The following is a 19,279-nucleotide window of genomic DNA, read 5'->3' as shown; positions in this document are numbered from 1 at the left end:
CGTAAACATGTTTAGTAAACTATTTAAAAAATCAGAACCTAAAAAACCTAAGTCGCCAGAAATAATGGGGCTTTATTTAGGTGGCTCTTTCGAGTTAGATAACTTGAAACTTTCGCTATTAGAACCGGAGCTCACTATTGAAGGCGCAGCCCGTTCTCAATTAATTCAAGCGGTAGGTGAAGCGCCCTTAGATACAGGTGGCACTCTGCTTCGCTTTTACACCGACGACGATGGATTTTTACAGGTGGTCACCGACGGCGGCTTGTCTGAGAATCACATTACCGATGTTAAGCTGTGGCACTTTTATGAAACGAAAACCATTGGTAATACTGCTCAGTGGAACGAATGCTTGAAAAACGTTATCAGCCAGCCCACCTATGAGCTTGACGGTAAGGTCTATACCCGCGTGTGGGGGGCAGTGGGCGATGAGTCACCGCCTGTTGCCGTCACTGAAACTACCTATGAAGAAGATGGTGATGTGAGTACCACTGATCAGTTTATGATGCTGTATGAACGCCCAATCAGTAACGATAGAGTTGAAACCCTGCTTGTTGTGGGTGAAGAAAAGCAAGTAGGTAATAATTTAGATAGATGTTTGGTGATTTCAACGGGGTTTGATGTTGAACCTGCAGATATCACTATAAACGGTTAATAAAAAGGGAATAACTATGGATACGATCATGCAATCTTTGGCTGGCCTTGATAACTTTGCGCTTTACTTCGGCTTGTCGATTGTTTTTTTGTTTATCTTCAAATTGGTGTACGCATTGGTCACACCTCACGATGAATGGAAGCTGGTAAAAGAAGAGAAAAACGTTGCCGCTGCCATCGGTTTTGGTGGTGCTATAATCGGTTTTGCTATCGCCCTTGGCAGCGCAGCTTCAAACTCGGTTGCTGTAGTAGATTTTGCTATTTGGGCGCTTGTTGCTGTGATTGCACAATCCCTAGCGTTTGCCATTTTGCGTTTTAGCTTTATGCCGAAAATCGCTGAGCGCATAAACAATAACGAAGTTTCTGCGGGTGTTATGCTTGCCAGCATGTCTATTGCCGTAGGCTTACTCAATGCCGCTTGCATGACCTATTAAGGGGGCAGCGATGACTGATAAACGAAACACTCAGCTTGATGTTGTTGATAGCGTGCAAGGTGAAAAGCCCGCATTAAAACGCACCAAACATATTGACCTTGGTCGCATGCGCAAAGGTTTTAGCGTGAAGCCTTTAGCATTGGGTGTGGCCAGCGTTATTTTAAGTGGTTGTGGCGGCGAAAAAGAAGACGCCACCATTTACACCTCACTAGAAGACTGTAAACAGGATTTTCCTGATGCAGTAGAGCGTTGTGAAGCTGCCTACCAGACAGCGGTCGACGAGGCCATGCGCACCAGTCCGCGCTTTAGCTCTGAGTACGACTGCGAACATGAATTTGGCCCTAACCAGTGCCAATATGTGAATAATAGTAGCGGCAGCTTTTTCATGCCGTTCATGGCAGGTTACATGGTGAGCTCTCTGCTATCGCCAAATCGCTATTACTCACAGCCCTTATATACTTCCTATTCATATAATTCACCGTTTCGTTCACGCTGGATAACGGCAGACGGCTATGTGTTCGACGGCGACATTCGCAAAAGAAAATATCGCGTAAACAAAGACGTTTATAAGCCTAAGCCTACCGTGAACCGCACAATGAAACGAGGCGGGTTTGGTAGCAGCGTTCGTGCAAAATCATCTTGGGGTAGCAGCAGCCGTAAAGGCGGCTGGGGCGGATAACTATGTTTAGAATGCCTTGCCAGCCTCGCAAGGGCTGGCAGCAGTTGGCTAACGAGTTTGGTTTTCATTTCCACACCATGTATGGCGAGCCTTATTGGGATGAAAGTGCCTACTACCAATTCACGCTAGCGCAAATTGAAAACGATATTGAAGACCCCACAGCCGAGCTACATCAAATGTGCTTGGCAGTGACCGAAGATGTGGTTAATAGTGAGGAATTACTTACTCGTTTTCGAATTCCAGAGCAACATTGGGACTTAGTAAGAAACAGCTGGCAGGAAAGAGCCCCCAGTTTGTATTCACGCCTTGACCTTGTCTACAGCGGCAAAGGGCCAGCTAAGCTACTAGAAAATAATGCAGATACGCCCACCAGCTTGTATGAATCTGGCTTTTGGCAGTGGCTGTGGCTTTCACAAAATGTGGATGCCGGCAAACTCGCCCTGCACGCTGATCAGTTCAATAGCTTGCAAGAAAAACTAGTTCATCGCTTTCGCGAAATAGCATTGCACTACAACATTAATCAACTGCACATGGCGTGTTGTAAAGATACCGTAGAAGACCGCGGAACAGTGCAGTACCTACAAGACTGCGCTACAGAGGCCGGGCTTTTAGCTGACTTCGTTTTTATTGAAGACATTGGGTTGGCGGACACGGGCGTTTTTACCGATCTTCAAGACGCGCCAATTACAGACTGCTTCAAGCTTTATCCTTGGGAGTTTATGCTGCGCGAAGAGTTTGGCGATGTGTTAGAAGATGCCCAAGTTAATTGGATAGAGCCCCCATGGAAATCGATAATTTCCAATAAAGCCTTGCTTCCTCAGCTTTGGAAGAAGTTTGAAGGCCACCCTAACCTGCTTCCCGCTTATTTTTCAGATGAAATAAAAACAAACACACTATCAGGAAAGTGGATTAAAAAGCCTCTATTTTCTAGGGAAGGCGCGAATGTTTCAATCATTGAAGGTGGAATTGAGAATAGGCTTAGCGATGGTCCTTACGGCGAAGAAGGCTATATTGTTCAAGCATTTGAACCTTTACCCGTTTTTGAAGGTAACCATACACTCATAGGTAGTTGGTTGGTAGATGACATGCCAGCAGGTATTTCAGTAAGAGAAGATGCATCTGCTATTACCCAAGATCTCTCTCGCTACCTTCCTCATATTATTTTGTAATCTACTTTAGGGGCGTTCGATGAAGCCGCTTTCTTTCCAAATTCGCGTTCTACTGACGCTAGGTGCATTGTTAATCGTAATAGAAGTAGCAAACTTACTTACCGGCAATGCACTTAATCAGTTTGGTGTAGTGCCTCGTACACTTTCAACCTTGCCATATATATTCACAGCCCCTTTCCTTCACGGTACACCCACTCATTTGATGGCTAACTTGGTGCCTCTTTTGCTGTTCATGTGGCTTACTATGCAGTGGGGAAAACGCACGTTTCTTATCGCTACGCTAAGCGCACTGCTTATAGGTGGTTTGGGCGTGTGGCTGTTCGGTAGAAGCGCTACGCATATTGGCGCGAGCGGCATGGTATATGGCTACTTCGGCTTCCTCGTGCTAGCAGGGTTTAGAAGTAACAAAGTGCGGTATTTGCTTATTTCACTAGTAGTTGCAGCGCTATACGGAGGAATGCTGGTTGGTGTACTTCCCACATCCAAATTTATTTCCTTTGAATATCATCTGTTTGGCTTTATTGGCGGCTTATTTGCCGCATGGCACTGGGCACGCTAATTAGTTTACGTATAATTAGCCTCAAGATAAGACGTTGTAATTAGATATGTCAGCAGTACAAGAACCTACACAAAAAAACCAAGGCTTTTTCGGCAACCTCGCGTTTAACATTGTTATTCCTGTGGTGCTAATGAGCTATGCAAGTTCGGAAGATTACCTAGGCCCTGCGTGGAGCATTGTGGCGGCACTCAGCTTTCCTATTGGTTATGGCCTATGGGATTTAAAAGAGTCGGGAAAGGTCAACGGCTTTTCCATTTTAGGCATTATCAGCGTACTACTTACCGGCGGGTTTAGCTTACTTAAACTGCCTGCAGAGTATATTGCGATAAAAGAAGCCGCTATCCCAGGCATTATCGGTATTGCTGTACTCGTAACCCAATACTCTAATAAACCCTTGGTCAAAATGCTTATTTTGAACGACCAAATCATAAACTGGCCACACCTAAACCAAGTTCTTGATGCGAAAGGAAAACAGAGCGAGTTTAAAAAGAAAGTCGCGGTTAGCTCTTACATCGTAGCGAGTTCGTTTTTCCTCTCTTCTGCACTAAATTATATCTTGGCAAAAATGATATTGGTCAGTGAGCCGGGCACTACGGCATACACTGAAGAGCTTGGCCGAATGACTGCGCTTAGCTACCCAGTTATTGTGATCCCGAGCATGATTTTGCTTATTGCTGCGCTTTGGTATTTATTTGCCCAAATCAAAAAAATTACTGGCGAAGAACTCGATAACTTTATCAATCAGTAAAAGGACAATCGATAAGGGGCTTAACGCCCCTTTAACATGCCCTTCCCCACAATTAAAGCTGTTACATATCTACTATCCTAAGCCACCAAAGCACTACCTTAGACGCATAAGAGTATGAGCCCATCAAATTTCCGCACCGCTTTTAACCAAAAAGCGTGGGTATTACGTATACTCTCAAATATAAAAATAACCCGTTCTATTAGAACATGTAGGCGCTAATTGAAGGCGCGCATTGCACCTCTAACATTACGCCATAAGCGCTGCTAATTGCGTTTTAAGTATAGCCTATTGCATGCATTCTCGCTCCTTCATGTTCACACTAAGACGGTTCAATACAAAACGGCGAATTATGCTGACAATAAAAGACTTAAAGAAATCTTTTTCAAAGACAGGGGCTCCGCTCATCAACAACCTTAACCTTACCGTAAAGACAGGTGAATCGGTGAGTATTCAGGGGGCTTCTGGCTGCGGTAAATCTACCTTGCTGTCGCTTATTGCTGGGTTTGAGACGCCCGACGGTGGAGATATTTCGGTAAATGGATTGTCGATTGCTGGCAATAGCAAACTCGATAATACATTTAAAGCGAAGGATATCGACAATTTTCGCAAACAGCATTTAGGTATTGTGTTTCAAAGCTTCAATTTATTCGACTGCTTTAATGCGTGGGACAACATTGCCTTTACTGCAAGGCTAAAAGGTAATGTAGATAACGACTACCAATTAGCATTAATGGAGCAGCTTGGGATATTACCCCTAGCGCAAAAGCCGCTAAGTCAGTTATCTGGCGGTGAACAGCAGCGCTGTGCCATTGCTAGAGCACTTGTACATCGCCCCTCGCTTATCTTGGCCGACGAACCCACCGGCAATTTAGACGAAACCACTAGCGAAACCGTGTCTGACTTACTCTTTAAAACTTGTAAAGAGGCCAATACTTCTCTTGTTGTGGTAACTCATAGCCAAGACGTCGCAGTAAAAGCAGACGCCGCTTTGCGACTACATAAAGGGGTATTAGAGAGTGTGAAATATAAAACTAAAGAACAAACCTTATCTACACCAGTAGCAGCAAGCTAATTGTAGGTGAAAAACGTTAGCGATATGCGCCCTGTGAAAAAGACACCGAAAACAGCAAGTAGGAAAATAACGTGCTACGCACTCTACTGTTAACACTTTCTAGCTTACTTGCAATGGCAAGGCACAGGCCGTGGGAGCCATTGCTCATTATGGCCGCAATTATACTGGCCAATGCTGGCTTGGTTACCGTTTTGCTTATAAACGAAGGCGCTACACAAGGTGAACTGCTACAGTCGAAGCAAGGGCTTACCTTGGGCAGTATCATCACCCCAGCAGACAGCAGAACTCGCTTTGCACAAAGTGATTATGCCACGCTTCGCAAGCAGGGTTTTACCCAGCTTGTTGCGATAACTGAAAGAGACATCACCCTATCGTGCAATGGCAGCGAGCCCACAGCAACAACTCTCACATTAATCGGTGTTGATACTCAGCCTCTTTTAGGAAACGCATTTAGAAAGAGAGGTTTTGAAGCGCCTGCCCAAAACGATAGCGCTCTTTCGCTTTCCTATTTATCGCCAAATGCGAAGAAATTTAGTGAAATGGAAAACCAGCAGACGCCAGCGGGACGCGAATTGCGCTCAAATTCTGGGGGCGACTTCGCTGTAAATGGGCTTATTCACCCCTTAACGAACGCAAAACTGGCCTGTCACGACACGCTCAATGAAATCGATAGAAAATCCGCGCCAAGTCCCTATTGGCCTGCAACGGTAAGCGCGTATGTGAGCAGCTTTGCTCCGCAAAATACAATTTTAATCTCTATCGATGAATTTTACAGAGGCGGGGTAACGATTGAGAATGATGAATCTGTTAAGCCTGTTATTCCTGACAATGCTAAACGCGCGCAAGAGAAACAAGCAAAGCAACAGAAAGCTTACGTCCCACTTTCCGGGCTTATTGCACTTTCACCGCTATCACATCAACATTTAACCCAAATAGAAACCCTACTTGGAATACCTGTAAAGCAAACCACTAGCAATACAGACAATGACACCGGTTCGTTGCCAGATAGTTTTAGGCTAAATCTTTGGGCGACGAGCGGACTGATGGGCGTTGTGGCGCTTTTTATAGTACTTAACGCGCTAAACTTGATGTACCGCACGCGGCTACCCAATATCATTCGTTTAAGGCAGCTGGGCATATCTCAGCGAATTTTAAGCATTGCCCTATTCACCGAGTTGCTTGTTTACTGCGTAATAAGTATTCCAATTGGCATGTTCATCGGTTTTCAAGCGGCGTCATGGTTGTCACCTGTGATAAACGGTACATTTACGTCATTGTTTAACGCCGTATTTGTTAACCCAGACGTTAATCTGCTTTTCACCTTCGGCTTCGCATTAACAACGACCTTTATATCGCTGGTTGTTTTTTCGTTAGTTTCTATAGTTAAGCTTTCAAATGCCCTAACCGTAGCGCCTGTCAAAAAAGAAAATGCGTTAGGCCAATTTGCCGTAGGTCTTATCTCATTATGTGCCCTACTACTGTTATTTATCGCTGAGGGGTTCGTATCTTCTACTGCTTCAGCACTTTTCTTTGTTGCACTGTTACTCCTTACCAGCTGCGCGCTTATTCTTCTTTGGTTACCTATTTTCTCTAAGCTACTGACTAGATTTGTACCAAGACAGTGGCCCGTGTTTCACTACGTCATTGCTAATATGCATTTACTGTCTAGCAAAACCCGTCTCGCCGTTTGTGCATTCTTTATAGCGCTAACCGCAAATATTGGTATGAATACCATGACGGACAGCTTTAGAGACGCCACTGAACAATGGTTAACGCAAAGGCTTTACGCGCCTTTCTATCTGTACACCGACGCGCCACTTAGTCGTATCGAAACGTTATCTACCAAATCGTTACCTCCGCTTGCTTTAACTCCTTTACTTAAGGCCGAGGGAGCTGTCATTAGCTCACGTGCTCAAGAAGAGACACATAAAGAAACACATGAAGTCAGTAACAGCCCACCCACTTACGTTTCTATCAGTAGCTACCCCGTTCACCAAAACGGTAAAAAGGCGCTTGTCCTCGATGATGTAATAAACAACGACCTCAGCACAGCGTGGCGTGAGTTTACAGAAGGGAAAGGGGTATTCATCAATCAGCAATTAGCGTTTGCCCTTAACGCAAAGTTAGGACACACGCTAGATATAGAAAATATTCGCCTTCGTAAAACTGCGAATTCAAGTTCTTCGGCGGTTAATACATCTAACGAGGCGTATAGCTCGCCACAAGATAAAACTACTGACCCAACACAAGGCTCACAAAGCAGTTCGTCGAACTCAAAGGTATTTGCAGCGACGCCTCAATGGAAAGTACTGGGTATTTATCCTGACTACGGTAACCTGAACGGGCAAATATTAGTGCCTCTTCCCTCGTTTAATCGAAACGATGTCCTTATCAGGGATCAACTTTTTCCCGGTGTAGTAGCTATTTACCCAGAGCCGCCTATTGAGACGAACGTGATAGGCGATAACAAACAAAGCACCTATGGAAAGGACATCCTCGAACAGCAGCTAAAATCACAGTTAGGGGAACACCGCGAAATTGCCCTTTATACCCGACAAGCGCTGTTAGATACCTCTATGCAGACCTTTGATCGTACCTTTGTATTAACCGACGGCCTTAACATTACCACCCTATTGGTGGCGGGCGTCGCCTTCGCTGTTTCGCTGACGGTGCTAACCATAGGCAGCACAGCGCAGTTATCTGTATTGCGTGCCATTGGCGTTAGTCAGCTTAAAGTAAAAGCATCTCTGTTTGCGCAATATCTGCTGCTTTGTTTTATCTCAGCCTTGCTCGCCATTCCTTTTGGCGTGTACTTGGCCTATGTCTTTATTCAACAAGTAAACCGGCATGCATTTAACTGGGTGTACCCGCTTTCACTTAATGCAGAGGTTATTCTCTCTAGCGTGGGGTTATCGCTGCTTATCGTTTCACTGGTGCTGTTGTTACCTTTAGGAAAACTTAAGCCGAAAGTTGATTTAAGGCAGGAAGTTCAGCTATGAAAAACCATTTAGGTAGTGCCAACACCACGTTTTTGCAATTTAAAGCCAATACTTTTTTAGTACTTATAGCTATTTGTTTCACGTTGAGTGCATGTACTGAAAACCCAAAAGATGAAAACGAAACTCTGGGAACCTCCACGCCAAACGGCTTTTTTGGAAACATGCAGTCGAGCGACGCCTTTACGCCAGTAAAGCGGGGCTATACTGTTGCGATACCGCGCGATCACATGAGTCATCCCGATTTTCAGTTAGAGTGGTGGTACCTCACGTTTGTGTTAAGCGCTGAAGACGGGCAAGAGTTCGGCCTTCAATATACGCTTTTTCGTTTCAATACTGAGCTAAATGCCCCTCCAAGCGTTAAGGTTAATGCTGAAAATAGTGCTGAAGTTAACGCCAACAACCATATCGCAAAAAACTGGACCAATGGCCAGCAGTGGATGGGACATGCTTCGCTACACACCGCTGAACAGCATTATTTCGAAGAACGATTTGCAAGCGGCGGTGTAGGTAATGCCTATGTGAATCAACAACCCTTTACGACAGTGATTGACGATTGGGCTTGGAAAGCGGCACAGGCGGAGGTTCAAACAGGTGCAGAAAGCAAAGCCATGTTCCCGTCCGTGTTAAAAGTCGCTTTTGGGCAAAGCAGCACGCATCATCCGGTCAGAATAAATGGAAAAATCCCCACTACCGCTGCAGACAGCTTATCAGAATTAAATGACGCGCCGAGCGTTAGCGCCGTCAAAGTCTCGCTTAATCTAGATACCTATGGGCCTTTCATCAAACAGGGTGATAACGGCTACAGTAAAAAAACACAAGACGAACGCCTTCGCTCTTACTATTACAGCCAACCATTTATTAACGCGAAAGGTACGTTAAACATAGAGGGCAATAGCGTAAGAGTTACGGGTAAAGGCTGGTTTGATCACGAATGGACGAGCCACCTAGCCAACAGTGAAGCCATGGGATGGGATTGGTTCTCGCTGCATTTAGACGATGGAAGTAAATTGATGGCGTTTCGCATGCACGCCATGAATGAAAACATGAAAAATAGTACAAGCAAACACAGCGAAATATTCACAACGGCTAGCTATATAGCGAAAAATGGCACGAAAGAAACCATCGAGCAAGCCAACGTATCAATTACGCCAACGGCCTATGAAACAATCAACGAGGGAGAGTCACCTCGCTCTGTTCCCACCGCTTGGCGTATTCAAATACCAGAAAAAGATATCGACCTATTCATTCGCCCGTTCAAGGAAAACCAATGGAATAACAGCTTATTTCCCTATTATGAAGGACGAGTGGAAATAAAAGGCTCCCATTCAGGAAGCGGCTTTATGGAATTGACAGGCTACTAAGGCCTGTTGACCTTTGATATACAGCGAAGCGTAATAGCCCCTAATAAATAGACCAATTGATGCGTTCACTTAGCGATGTCAAAGCCGCCACACCTAGCTGAGAATTACCCACGCTATTAAGCGCTGGCGAAAATACGCATATTGAAAAGCGTCCTGGTACAACAGCCACTATGCCTCCACCTACGCCACTTTTACCCGGCAAGCCTACTTTAAAAGCAAAGCTCCCAGCTTCGTCATACATACCGCTAGTCGCCAGAAGCGCGTTCACTTGTTTGGTTTGATAAGGCGTTAGCACCTTTTCATTTGCGCAAGTAGAAAAACCTGCGTTAGCAAGAAAGCTCGTTGAGCGCGCCAAGTCCTCACAACTCATTTCTAGTGCACAGTTGTGAAAATAATTACGAAGCACATCTTCCACTTCGTTTTCAAAATTTCCGTAGGCTTTCATCAAATATGCCATTGCTGCATTGCGAGAGCGGTGCTCGTATTCAGACTCCGCCACCACCTTATTTACCACGATATCGCCGTTACAGCTTAAGCGTCTTACGAAATCTCGCATGGCAATATAAGGGGAAGCGAACCGAGATTGCACCATATCACTAACCACCAGCGCACCGGCATTAATGAAGGGGTTGCGGGGAATACCGTTTTCATATTCCAACTGTACAAGAGAATTAAACGGCAGGCCGGATGGCTCGCATCCAACTCGCTCCCACATGGTTTCACCGTAGTGATTGATAGCTAAAACAAGATTAAAGACTTTTGAGATACTTTGAATAGAAAAAGGAACGCTCGCATCGCCTATCGACGTTATTTGACCGTTTGTATCGCAAATTGAAATGCCAAATTGCCGTGGATTAACCGTGGCCAACGCAGGGATGTAGTCGGCAACTTTTCCCATGCCCAACATGGGCTCAACTTCATCATAGATATCTTGAAGTAGTGCCAGCATTTCGTTTTTCATAGTTCCCCTTTCCTGCTTACCACAGATAAAAATAAAGCGCCTTGTTATAAAAACGCTGGCGCTTTAATTTCTATACAAACAATGTAGCGATTAGTTACAGCGCCAATCTTCCTTAAAGTCACACAAGCCATCATCATCTTCGTCTGACGTAAGCTCAATGTTGGTCGATACCTTTTCTGATACTTTATTTGAATCGGAATCGATTATTACTGGCTGTTTTTTATCGATAAAACTGAAGATTGTTTTTGCAATATCTGTGTTATCAATTTGCCCCATAAGCGATTGATAACCAGCACCAAAAGCAAATACTTCAACATCTACACCAGTGTGACCGCCTGTTGTCCACCCCGTGTTTGTTTTGGTGTCTAAGAAGGTTTTTACTGCCATGAAGCGAGTTTCATCATCTTGGTTTGATACGCTATCTAGCGTGGCAAGCTCTTCTTCACTCAACGACAAGCCAAGCTTCTGCGCCACAAATTCGCCAGGGTTCTCTTCATTTGCCATCTCTAAAGCAATTGTCATTACCGAGGCTGACATAGACTTAAGATGTTCAGGGCTCCAGCGGTAGTCGCCGTTTGCGCCAATGGTTAAGCCACCTGTGCTGTGATCCGCCGTCAAAATAACCAAGGTGTCAGGATTCGTTTTTACATAATCTCGCAAATATTCCATGGTTTGCGCTAAGTCGTGCATCTCAGCCATGGCAGACGCGATATCGTTTGCGTGACCAGCCCAATCTACTTGACTTGCTTCAACGAGAAGAAAGAACCCATTGTCGTTTTCTAAGTGTTTAATAGCATGTTGAGTTAGGTACTCAAGACGATTTTTGCGCTTGTCATCCAATACCGCAGGCAGCGCTACTGGAGCAAACAGACCGAGAACATTACTTCCCGCAGGCACTGAAGCCAGACGGTTATATGAATCGGCATATTCGTAGCCAGCATCAATAAACTGCGCCAAAATATCTCTGTCATCGCGTTCAAAGTAAGACGTTCCACCGCCTAGCATCACGTCAGCGACAAACTTACCGTCCACGCGAACATCAAAGAAATCTTCAGCTATTTCGTTGTAGTTCTTACGGCTTTCGTTATGCGCAATGTATGACGCAGGTGTCGCATGAACAATTTGAGACGTTACTGCCAAACCAGTACGCATGCCTTTACTCTTAGCATGGTACATAACAGAGTTTACTGGTTGTTTATTTACATCAACACCAATTGCACCGTTGTATGACTTAACGCCAGTAGCAAGAGCGGTTGCAGCAGCGGCTGAATCAGTAACGTAACCAGATACTTGCGCAGGATACGTGGAAGCATTGCCCACTAAAATATCGTCAAACACAACCGATTCGATTTTCGGTGTTGACGGGTCATCTACATAATTACGATAAGCCGTGGTATAGGCAGGCCCCATACCGTCGGCTACAACCATTATTATATTTTTCGGTACACCTTTAGTTTGCGTACCGGTTGCACTTGCTGATTCGGTCATAGATTCAGTGATACCACAACCCGCAAGAACAGCAATAGACGCACAACTTAGTAGTGATGTGCGAACAAATTGTTTAATCATTTAAACTTCCCTGAGTAAGTAAGGTACCTACTGGCCTGGATACCCGCAGATACAACAATAACGACACTATCGCGAATGATTCTTTGGTGATCATAAAGGTGTTAGCAAAGCGATAAGATGTAATAGTGTAAAGCAGGCTGGCAAGATGCTCAAAGCTTTTGGACAAAATAACGCAAGCATGAGATGACCAGATGGTCATCTCATTAAATTAGCAACTTTAAAGAAGGAAGCGACTACTTATTTTGTGATGAGAGGTATTCGCGCATGCGCTGTTGTGCCACGTCAACGAGCATGTCGGGCTGGAATTTGGAGATAAACCTGTCACATCCAACTTTTTCTACCATGGCGTCGTTGAAGCTTCCGCTTAATGATGTGTTGAGTGCTATAAATAAATTGCTCATACGAGGATCGTTACGCACTTCAGAAGTAAGCCGATAGCCGTCCATTTCTGGCATTTCTGCGTCGGTAAACATTAGCAAAATTTCGTCGGTTGGGTTCTTCCCCTCATCGGCCCACTTCTTCAGCAGCGCTAACGCTTCAGCGCCGTTTTTACGTTCGATGATTGTTATACCTAGCTGCTCTAACGTATCTTTAATCTGTTTTCTTGCTGTGCTTGAGTCATCTACTATCAACACTTTCTTGCCTAAGAAGTGGTTAACAATGTCTTTATCTAGCACTTCTTCAGAGATAGATGTGTCGTAATCGATGATTTCCGCGAGTACTTTTTCAACATCGATGATTTCTACCAGCTCTTGTTTACCCTCAACATTCACCTGAGTTATGGCGGTTAAATAATTGGATTTTCCAATGCCGCTAGGGGGTGGCTGAATGGTTCCCCACGATGTATTCACTATGTTTTTCACTTCACCAATAATGAAGCCCTGCACGCTTCTGTTATATTCAGTGATAATGACATTCTTCGCTGTTGCTTGCGTAGCTGCACCGCGCATTTTGATTGCCTGACGCAAGTCTATAATTGGAATGGAACTTCCTCGGTAGTTCATCACGCCTTTCAGGTTGTGATGTGAACCCGGCATTATATTGAGCTTGGGTACGTTTATAACTTCTTTAATTTTAAAGACGTTCATGGCAAAAATGTGTCGCGTTCCCAGTTGAAAAATCAAAAGCTCAAGCCTGTTCTCGCCAACAAGCTTGGTTCTTTGGTCAACTGACGACAATACACTACTACTCATAACACCCACTTTTCATATTATATATCAACAAGCTAAAACAAAAGCGCCCTCGTATCGGACAAGATTATTTAGCGTGAAGCTTTACGCCTAAATTTACCTTGCTCACACCAGCAAAGCTATTACCCTTTTAGCTAATAGACAGACGAAATAGTCAATACCAGCAAGCGTTTGCAACCTACGTGAGTTATTTTTTACCGACCACTTCTTGCCCCACTGCTGCCCCATTGCCTTAAAACCACCAAACAAAGGTGTCAAAGATTTACAGTATCTAGACTTCTCTCGGCGCCAGTCATTCACAAAATAAATGACCGCAATGCAAAATATATATTTCTATTATTCCAAATCCGGCACTAGGATGAAATGGAATCAACGGGAACGCCCTACAGCGTAAACATAAACAACGTTAAGTATTTTAATTATAGTCGGGAGAGACGCTCATGTCGCAATATCAACAAGACATTGATAACTTCGCCACATTAAAGGCAGCACAAAACGGAACTTGGGAAGGTATCAACCCAGAATTCGCTGCACGCATGAAGGTTCAAAACCGTTTTAAAACAGGTTTAGACATTGCTCGCTACACTGCAAGCATTATGCGCAAAGACATGGCTGAATACGACGCAGATTCGTCTCAGTACACACAGTCACTGGGCTGCTGGCATGGCTTTGTAGGTCAGCAAAAAATGCTTTCAGTTAAAAAGCATCAAGGCACAACTAACAAAAGCTACCTTTACCTTTCAGGCTGGATGGTAGCAGCACTTCGCTCTGAATTTGGTCCTCTTCCTGACCAATCAATGCATGAAAAAACATCAGTGTCTGCGCTTATCGAAGAACTTTATACTTTCCTTCGCCAAGCAGATGCGCGTGAATTGGGCGACCTTTTCCACAAGCTAGACGACGCTAAGAAAAACGGTGGTGATGTAGCTGCGATTCAAGCTGAAATCGACAATTACGAAACTCACGTAGTTCCAATTATCGCAGATATCGATGCGGGCTTTGGTAACGAAGAAGCAACCTACCTACTTGCAAAGCAAATGATTGAAGCAGGTGCATGCTGTATCCAAATTGAGAACCAAGTATCGGACGCGAAGCAATGTGGTCACCAAGACGGTAAAGTAACCGTGCCACACGAAGACTTCCTAGCGAAAATCAATGCAGTACGCTATGCATTCCTTGAACTAGGTGTTGATGAAGGTGTAATTGTTGCACGTACAGACTCACTAGGTGCTGGTCTTACCCAGAAGATCCCAGTATCTACATCAGAAGGCGACTTAGCTGCTCAGTACAATGCTTTCCTTAAAACTACCGAAGTTGCAGGGGCAGAAGATCTAAGTGAAGGTGACCTAGTTCTTAAGCAAGGTGGCAAACTGGTTAAGCCTGAGCGTCTACCAAACGGCTTGTTCCGCTTTAAAGACAACACAGGTTTTGACCGTGTAGTACTTGACTGCGTAACGTCACTTAAGCACGGCGCTGACTTGCTTTGGATTGAAACTGAAAAGCCTCACGTTGGCCAAATTGCTGAAATGGTTAACGCTATTCGCGAACAAGTACCAAACGCAAAGCTGGTTTATAACAACTCTCCATCATTCAACTGGACGCTTAACTTCCGTCAGCAAGTGTTTGATGCTTGGACAGAAGAAGGCAAAGACGTATCTGGCTACGACCGCGCGAAACTTATGTCTGCCGACTATGATGACAGCGAACTTGCAGCAGCAGCGGACGAGAAGATTAAGAGCTTCCAGGCTGACGCAGCACGCGAAGCGGGTATCTTCCACCACCTTATCACGCTACCGACTTACCACACTGCAGCGCTGTCTACTGACAACCTTGCAAAAGGTTACTTCGGTGAAGAAGGTATGCTTGCTTATGTTCGCGGTGTTCAGCGTCAAGAAATTCGCCAAGGTCTAGCGTGCGTTAAGCACCAAGCGATGGCAGGTTCTGACCTAGGTGATACACACAAAGAGTACTTCTCTGGTGAAGGTGCACTTAAAGCGTCTGGTGAAGATAACACCATGAACCAGTTCGACGTATAACGCGAACAGGCAATGAGTTAAACGGAAAGTATCCCAACCTTTCCTACAGGGCACCTTCGGGTGCCCTTTTTTGTGCACGTCATTCACTTCACTTATGCTTTTTGCATAAAACAAAAAAAGCCATATTTTCCTAAATTTCATAAAAAAACAATATAACAATTATATTTCAATACCTTATAGGTATAACGACGGCCAATTTAAGACTAAACGCTTATCTGACATTGAAATAAAAAAGCTTTATAATAGCTATGTTTAATTAGGTTTAAAAAGAGCATTAGAATAATGAATATAGCGAAGGTCGACCTGAATTTATTGGTTTATTTAGATGTGCTGTTGCGCGAAGGAAGTGTAACAAAAGCTGCAAACCAGCTAAGCATTACTCAGCCAGCAATGAGTAACGGCCTGAAGCGTCTTCGCGATCTATTTAAAGATCCACTTTTAGTGCGTACCAGCGATGGGATGACCCCCACTAAGCGCGCGCTTGAACTACAACCCATTATTCGCGATGTGCTTAGTCGATTGGAAAGCTCTATTCAACCCGAGACTGATTTCGATCCGTTAACCAGCGACCGAACCTTCCGCATCATGACCAGTGACTATGCAGAGAGTACCTTGTTACTTGAACTTGTTGGAAGACTGGCGGATTTAGCGCCCAATATTACGCTTGACCTTATTACGCCGAGTGACGTGACGTTTCACGATGTCGAGCAAGGTAAAGTGGATATGGCAATCAACCGCTTCGATGAACTGCCTTTGTCGTTTCACCAAAAAGTTATCTGGTATGACACCTTTAGCTGCGTAATGAGTTCCGACCATCCGCTAGTAGAAAAATGCAACCTAGAAGGCTACTTGAGTGCCCAGCATATTTGGGTGAGTAAAACTGGGTTTGGCGTAGGTGTAGGTATCGATCCAAATGAAGTACAAAAATTGGGTTGGGTTGACGCAGAGCTTACAAAAATCGGAAAACAGCGTGCTATTCGCGTATTTACTCGTCATTACCATGCAGCGCTTCAGATTGCGAAAAAGCAAAAACTTATTGCTACCTTACCAAGCAAAGCGGCGCGTTTGTTCAAACACGACCCAGATGTGGTGATTAAAGAGCCGCCTTTCGACATACCACCTATTGCGCTAAAAATGGCGTGGAGCGCCTTACTTCACCACGACGCAGGTCACATTTGGTTGCGCCGCTTAATCAGCGATGTAGCTAGCGAAATGAATGCGGGCTAAACATTCACAAAATATATGGCAGAAATACAAACCATAAATTAAAAAACTATCTCTATACACACTACACTGGGTGAACAGACAAATGTATAGAGGTAGTTATGCAAGGATATATTACTAGAGGCCGACTACAGGTTGCCGAACAACTCGATAACTTTATTAATGAACAGGCACTTCCTGGCACAGGCGTAGATAAAGACACCTTTTGGCAAGGTGCAGAAACCCTCTTCGAAAAATTCATTCCTCAAAATCGCGCACTATTAGAAAAGCGAGAACAGCTTCAGCGCGCTATCGACGATTATCATAAAGCTGGTAACCCAGTAAACGGAAACGAATATACCGACTTCCTAAAAAGCATTGGTTACCTTGTTGAGCAGCCGTCACAAGTAAGTGCACAAACACAAAATGTAGACGCCGAAATAGCAACAATGGCAGGCCCTCAGCTAGTCGTGCCAATCAATAACGCTCGCTATGCACTTAACGCGGTAAATGCCCGTTGGGGAAGCCTTTACGACGCACTATACGGCACTGATGTCATCAGCAACGAAGGTGGAGCAGAAGCGGGAAAAAGCTACAACCCCGTACGCGGCGCCAAAGTAGTTGCGAAAGCGAAAGACTATCTAGATAGCATGATACCGCTTGCGAAAGGCAACCACGCTGACGTTACTGAGTATAAGATTGAATCGGGTAAATTGGCGATCACTCTTGTCGACGGCGATGAAACCACCTTAGCAAACACAGAGCAATGGCAAGGATACCAAGGTGACATTAGCGCACCGTCAAGCCTGCTATTTGCACACAACGGTCTGCATTTTGAAATTCAACTAGACCCGACTCATCCTATTGGCGAGAGCGATGCCGCAAACGTAAAAGACGTACTGGTTGAAGCTGCATTAACCACCATTATGGACTGCGAAGATTCCGTTGCTGCTGTTGACGCTGAAGACAAAACCTTGGTGTATAGCAACTGGTTAGGCTTAATGAAAGGCTCGCTAAGCATTGAAATGACAAAGGGCGGCAAGCAGCTTGTTCGCGCTATGCATGACGATAGAAGCTACCAGCCGTCTAAACACGCTTCACAAGACAAGCTAAAAGACGGCGAACTAGTACTTTCTGGTCGAAGCCTTATGTTTGTTAGAAACGTGGGCCACCTTATGACTAACAATGCTATGCTCTTTGACGGCGAAGAAGTGCCAGAGGGGATCATGGACGGTTTAGTCACTTCACTTATCGCAAAGCATGATCTTTTAGGAAACAGCAAATTTAAAAACAGCCGCGAAGGCAGTATTTATATTGTTAAACCTAAAATGCACGGGCCAGAAGAAGTGGCATTCTCTAACGCATTGTTTGGTGCTATCGAAGCGATTATCGATGTTCCAGCTAACACCCTTAAAATGGGCATAATGGATGAAGAGCGCCGTACGAGTATTAATCTACAAGCTTGTATTGCCGAGGCTACTTCACGCGTTGTGTTCATTAACACGGGCTTCTTAGACAGAACCGGTGATGAAATTCATACCTCAATGCTTGCCGGCCCTTTTGCAGAAAAAGCCGCGCTCAAGTCTATGGCGTGGATTAAGGCTTATGAAACTGCAAACGTTGCAGTAGGCCTTCGCTGCGGCCTTTCTGGCAAAGCGCAAATTGGTAAGGGCATGTGGCCAATACCTGATGAAATGCAAAATATGATGACCGCCAAAATAGGCCACCCTAAGGCTGGCGCTAATACTGCTTGGGTTCCCTCACCTACTGCAGCAACACTGCACGCGCTTCATTACCACGATGTAAATGTGTTTGACGTTCAAAAGTCGCTAGATGAAAACTTTAGTGGCCTTGCTGACATACTTACCATTCCATTGTTAGAAGATGCCTCTACTTTGACGCGTGAGAGTATTAAGCGTGAAATCGACAATAACGTTCAGGGCATTTTAGGCTACGTTGTACGCTGGGTTCACCAAGGCGTAGGCTGCTCGAAAGTTCCTGACATCAACAATGTAGGCTTGATGGAAGACCGCGCGACGTTGCGTATTTCATCTCAGCATATCGCTAACTGGCTAGAGCACGGCATTGTAAGTGTAGATCAGGTAAAAGAGTCTTTGGCTCGTATGGCTGTCTTAGTAGATGAGCAAAATGCGGGGGATCCTGAGTATATCCCTATGGCACCTGATTTAGACAGCTCAATTGGCTTCTTAGCCGCAAGCGATCTAATCTTCAAAGGTAAAGAGCAGCCTAGCGGTTACACAGAACCTTTACTGCACGCCCGTCGCCGCGAAATGAAGGCAAAACTTGCGGCGAGCTAGTACAAAATATGAGGGCTAAGAATTGGAATCTAATAGCTATATTCCATACGGTAAAACACCAAAGAATTAGCTAGCTAGTTTCAAGCCTCATTAGAAGCATTTGAATAAGGCTCACTCTGTTAGTAAACAGAAGTGAGCCTTTTTATTTATTGCTGGTGTATCACTAATGCGTTTGCATTTATTGTCGCGACACGTGAAATCAATTCGCAAACACACTCAAAGCGAATTGTGTAGCGATATGGCAACACTTTAGACTAAAGATATCGCTTATCTCCCCGTTGATACTTTGCTGATAATGCATGAGTAAACTACGCTTTTATAGTGTGGGGC

15 protein-coding genes are annotated in these 19,279 nt (G+C 44.7%); 12 read left to right on the top strand and 3 right to left on the bottom strand.

What is annotated here, in order from left to right; translation table 11 throughout:
- Positions 1–7: 7 nt before the first annotated feature.
- The 9 genes from AC0J2X_RS02135 to AC0J2X_RS02095 all read left to right on the top strand — a co-directional run bounded on the left by AC0J2X_RS02135 (position 8) and on the right by AC0J2X_RS02095 (position 9,672).
- Positions 8–652 carry a YjfK family protein gene (locus AC0J2X_RS02135; protein ID WP_014979843.1) on the top strand — a complete coding sequence of 215 codons (645 nt, stop codon included), beginning with the start codon at positions 8–10 and terminating at the stop codon, positions 650–652.
- A gap of 16 nt (positions 653–668) precedes the next feature.
- Positions 669–1,085 (top strand): DUF350 domain-containing protein, encoded by a 417-nt coding sequence (locus tag AC0J2X_RS02130; RefSeq protein WP_014950196.1) that lies wholly within the window; start codon positions 669–671, stop codon positions 1,083–1,085.
- Positions 1,086–1,095: 10 nt separating this feature from the next.
- Complete coding sequence (locus AC0J2X_RS02125; protein WP_014977050.1) at positions 1,096–1,764, top strand: DUF1190 family protein; 669 nt, start codon at positions 1,096–1,098, stop codon at positions 1,762–1,764.
- Positions 1,765–1,766: 2 nt separating this feature from the next.
- A complete protein-coding gene (locus tag AC0J2X_RS02120; RefSeq protein ID WP_156078626.1) occupies positions 1,767–2,933 on the top strand; it encodes a glutathionylspermidine synthase family protein in 1,167 nt (388 codons plus the stop codon).
- Between the two features lie 19 nt (positions 2,934–2,952).
- Positions 2,953–3,492: a rhomboid family intramembrane serine protease gene (locus AC0J2X_RS02115; RefSeq protein WP_014950199.1), complete on the top strand. Its 540-nt coding sequence runs from the start codon at positions 2,953–2,955 to the stop codon at positions 3,490–3,492.
- Between the two features lie 46 nt (positions 3,493–3,538).
- Entirely contained in the window at positions 3,539–4,240 is a 702-nt protein-coding gene (locus tag AC0J2X_RS02110; RefSeq protein ID WP_014950200.1) for a VC0807 family protein, read from the top strand.
- 349 nt (positions 4,241–4,589) lie between these two features.
- Complete coding sequence (locus AC0J2X_RS02105; RefSeq protein ID WP_156086677.1) at positions 4,590–5,312, top strand: ABC transporter ATP-binding protein; 723 nt, start codon at positions 4,590–4,592, stop codon at positions 5,310–5,312.
- A gap of 71 nt (positions 5,313–5,383) precedes the next feature.
- Positions 5,384–8,311, top strand: coding sequence for an ABC transporter permease (locus tag AC0J2X_RS02100; RefSeq protein WP_472995724.1), 2,928 nt, complete (start codon positions 5,384–5,386; stop codon positions 8,309–8,311).
- Entirely contained in the window at positions 8,308–9,672 is a 1,365-nt protein-coding gene (locus AC0J2X_RS02095) for a lipocalin-like domain-containing protein (protein ID WP_156086679.1), read from the top strand. Before AC0J2X_RS02100 ends, AC0J2X_RS02095 begins: the two co-directional genes overlap by 4 nt.
- 40 nt (positions 9,673–9,712) lie before the next feature.
- Here the strand turns inward: AC0J2X_RS02095 and glsB are convergent, their stop codons facing one another.
- The 3 genes from glsB to AC0J2X_RS02080 form a co-directional block, all read right to left on the bottom strand.
- Entirely contained in the window at positions 9,713–10,621 is a 909-nt protein-coding gene (glsB, locus tag AC0J2X_RS02090) for a glutaminase B (RefSeq protein ID WP_014950204.1), read from the bottom strand.
- 102 nt (positions 10,622–10,723) lie between these two features.
- Positions 10,724–12,202: an alkaline phosphatase gene (locus tag AC0J2X_RS02085; RefSeq protein ID WP_014950205.1), complete on the bottom strand. Its 1,479-nt coding sequence runs from the start codon at positions 12,200–12,202 to the stop codon at positions 10,724–10,726.
- Positions 12,203–12,435: 233 nt separating this feature from the next.
- Complete coding sequence (locus tag AC0J2X_RS02080) at positions 12,436–13,395, bottom strand: chemotaxis protein CheV (protein WP_156078630.1); 960 nt, start codon at positions 13,393–13,395, stop codon at positions 12,436–12,438.
- Positions 13,396–13,832: 437 nt separating this feature from the next.
- Between AC0J2X_RS02080 and AC0J2X_RS02075 the strand changes: the two genes are divergently transcribed.
- The 3 genes from AC0J2X_RS02075 to AC0J2X_RS02065 all read left to right on the top strand — a co-directional run bounded on the left by AC0J2X_RS02075 (position 13,833) and on the right by AC0J2X_RS02065 (position 18,949).
- Positions 13,833–15,428 carry an isocitrate lyase gene (locus AC0J2X_RS02075; protein WP_014950207.1) on the top strand — a complete coding sequence of 532 codons (1,596 nt, stop codon included), beginning with the start codon at positions 13,833–13,835 and terminating at the stop codon, positions 15,426–15,428.
- A 282-nt stretch (positions 15,429–15,710) separates the two neighbouring features.
- On the top strand, positions 15,711–16,655 hold the full coding sequence (locus AC0J2X_RS02070) for a LysR family transcriptional regulator (RefSeq protein WP_014950208.1): 945 nt from the start codon (positions 15,711–15,713) through the stop codon (positions 16,653–16,655).
- A gap of 98 nt (positions 16,656–16,753) precedes the next feature.
- Positions 16,754–18,949: a malate synthase G gene (locus AC0J2X_RS02065; protein ID WP_156086680.1), complete on the top strand. Its 2,196-nt coding sequence runs from the start codon at positions 16,754–16,756 to the stop codon at positions 18,947–18,949.
- Positions 18,950–19,279 lie beyond the last annotated feature (330 nt).

The organism is Alteromonas sp. R7 (assembly GCF_055755235.1).
This window is presented reverse-complemented; position numbering and strand designations above follow the sequence as displayed.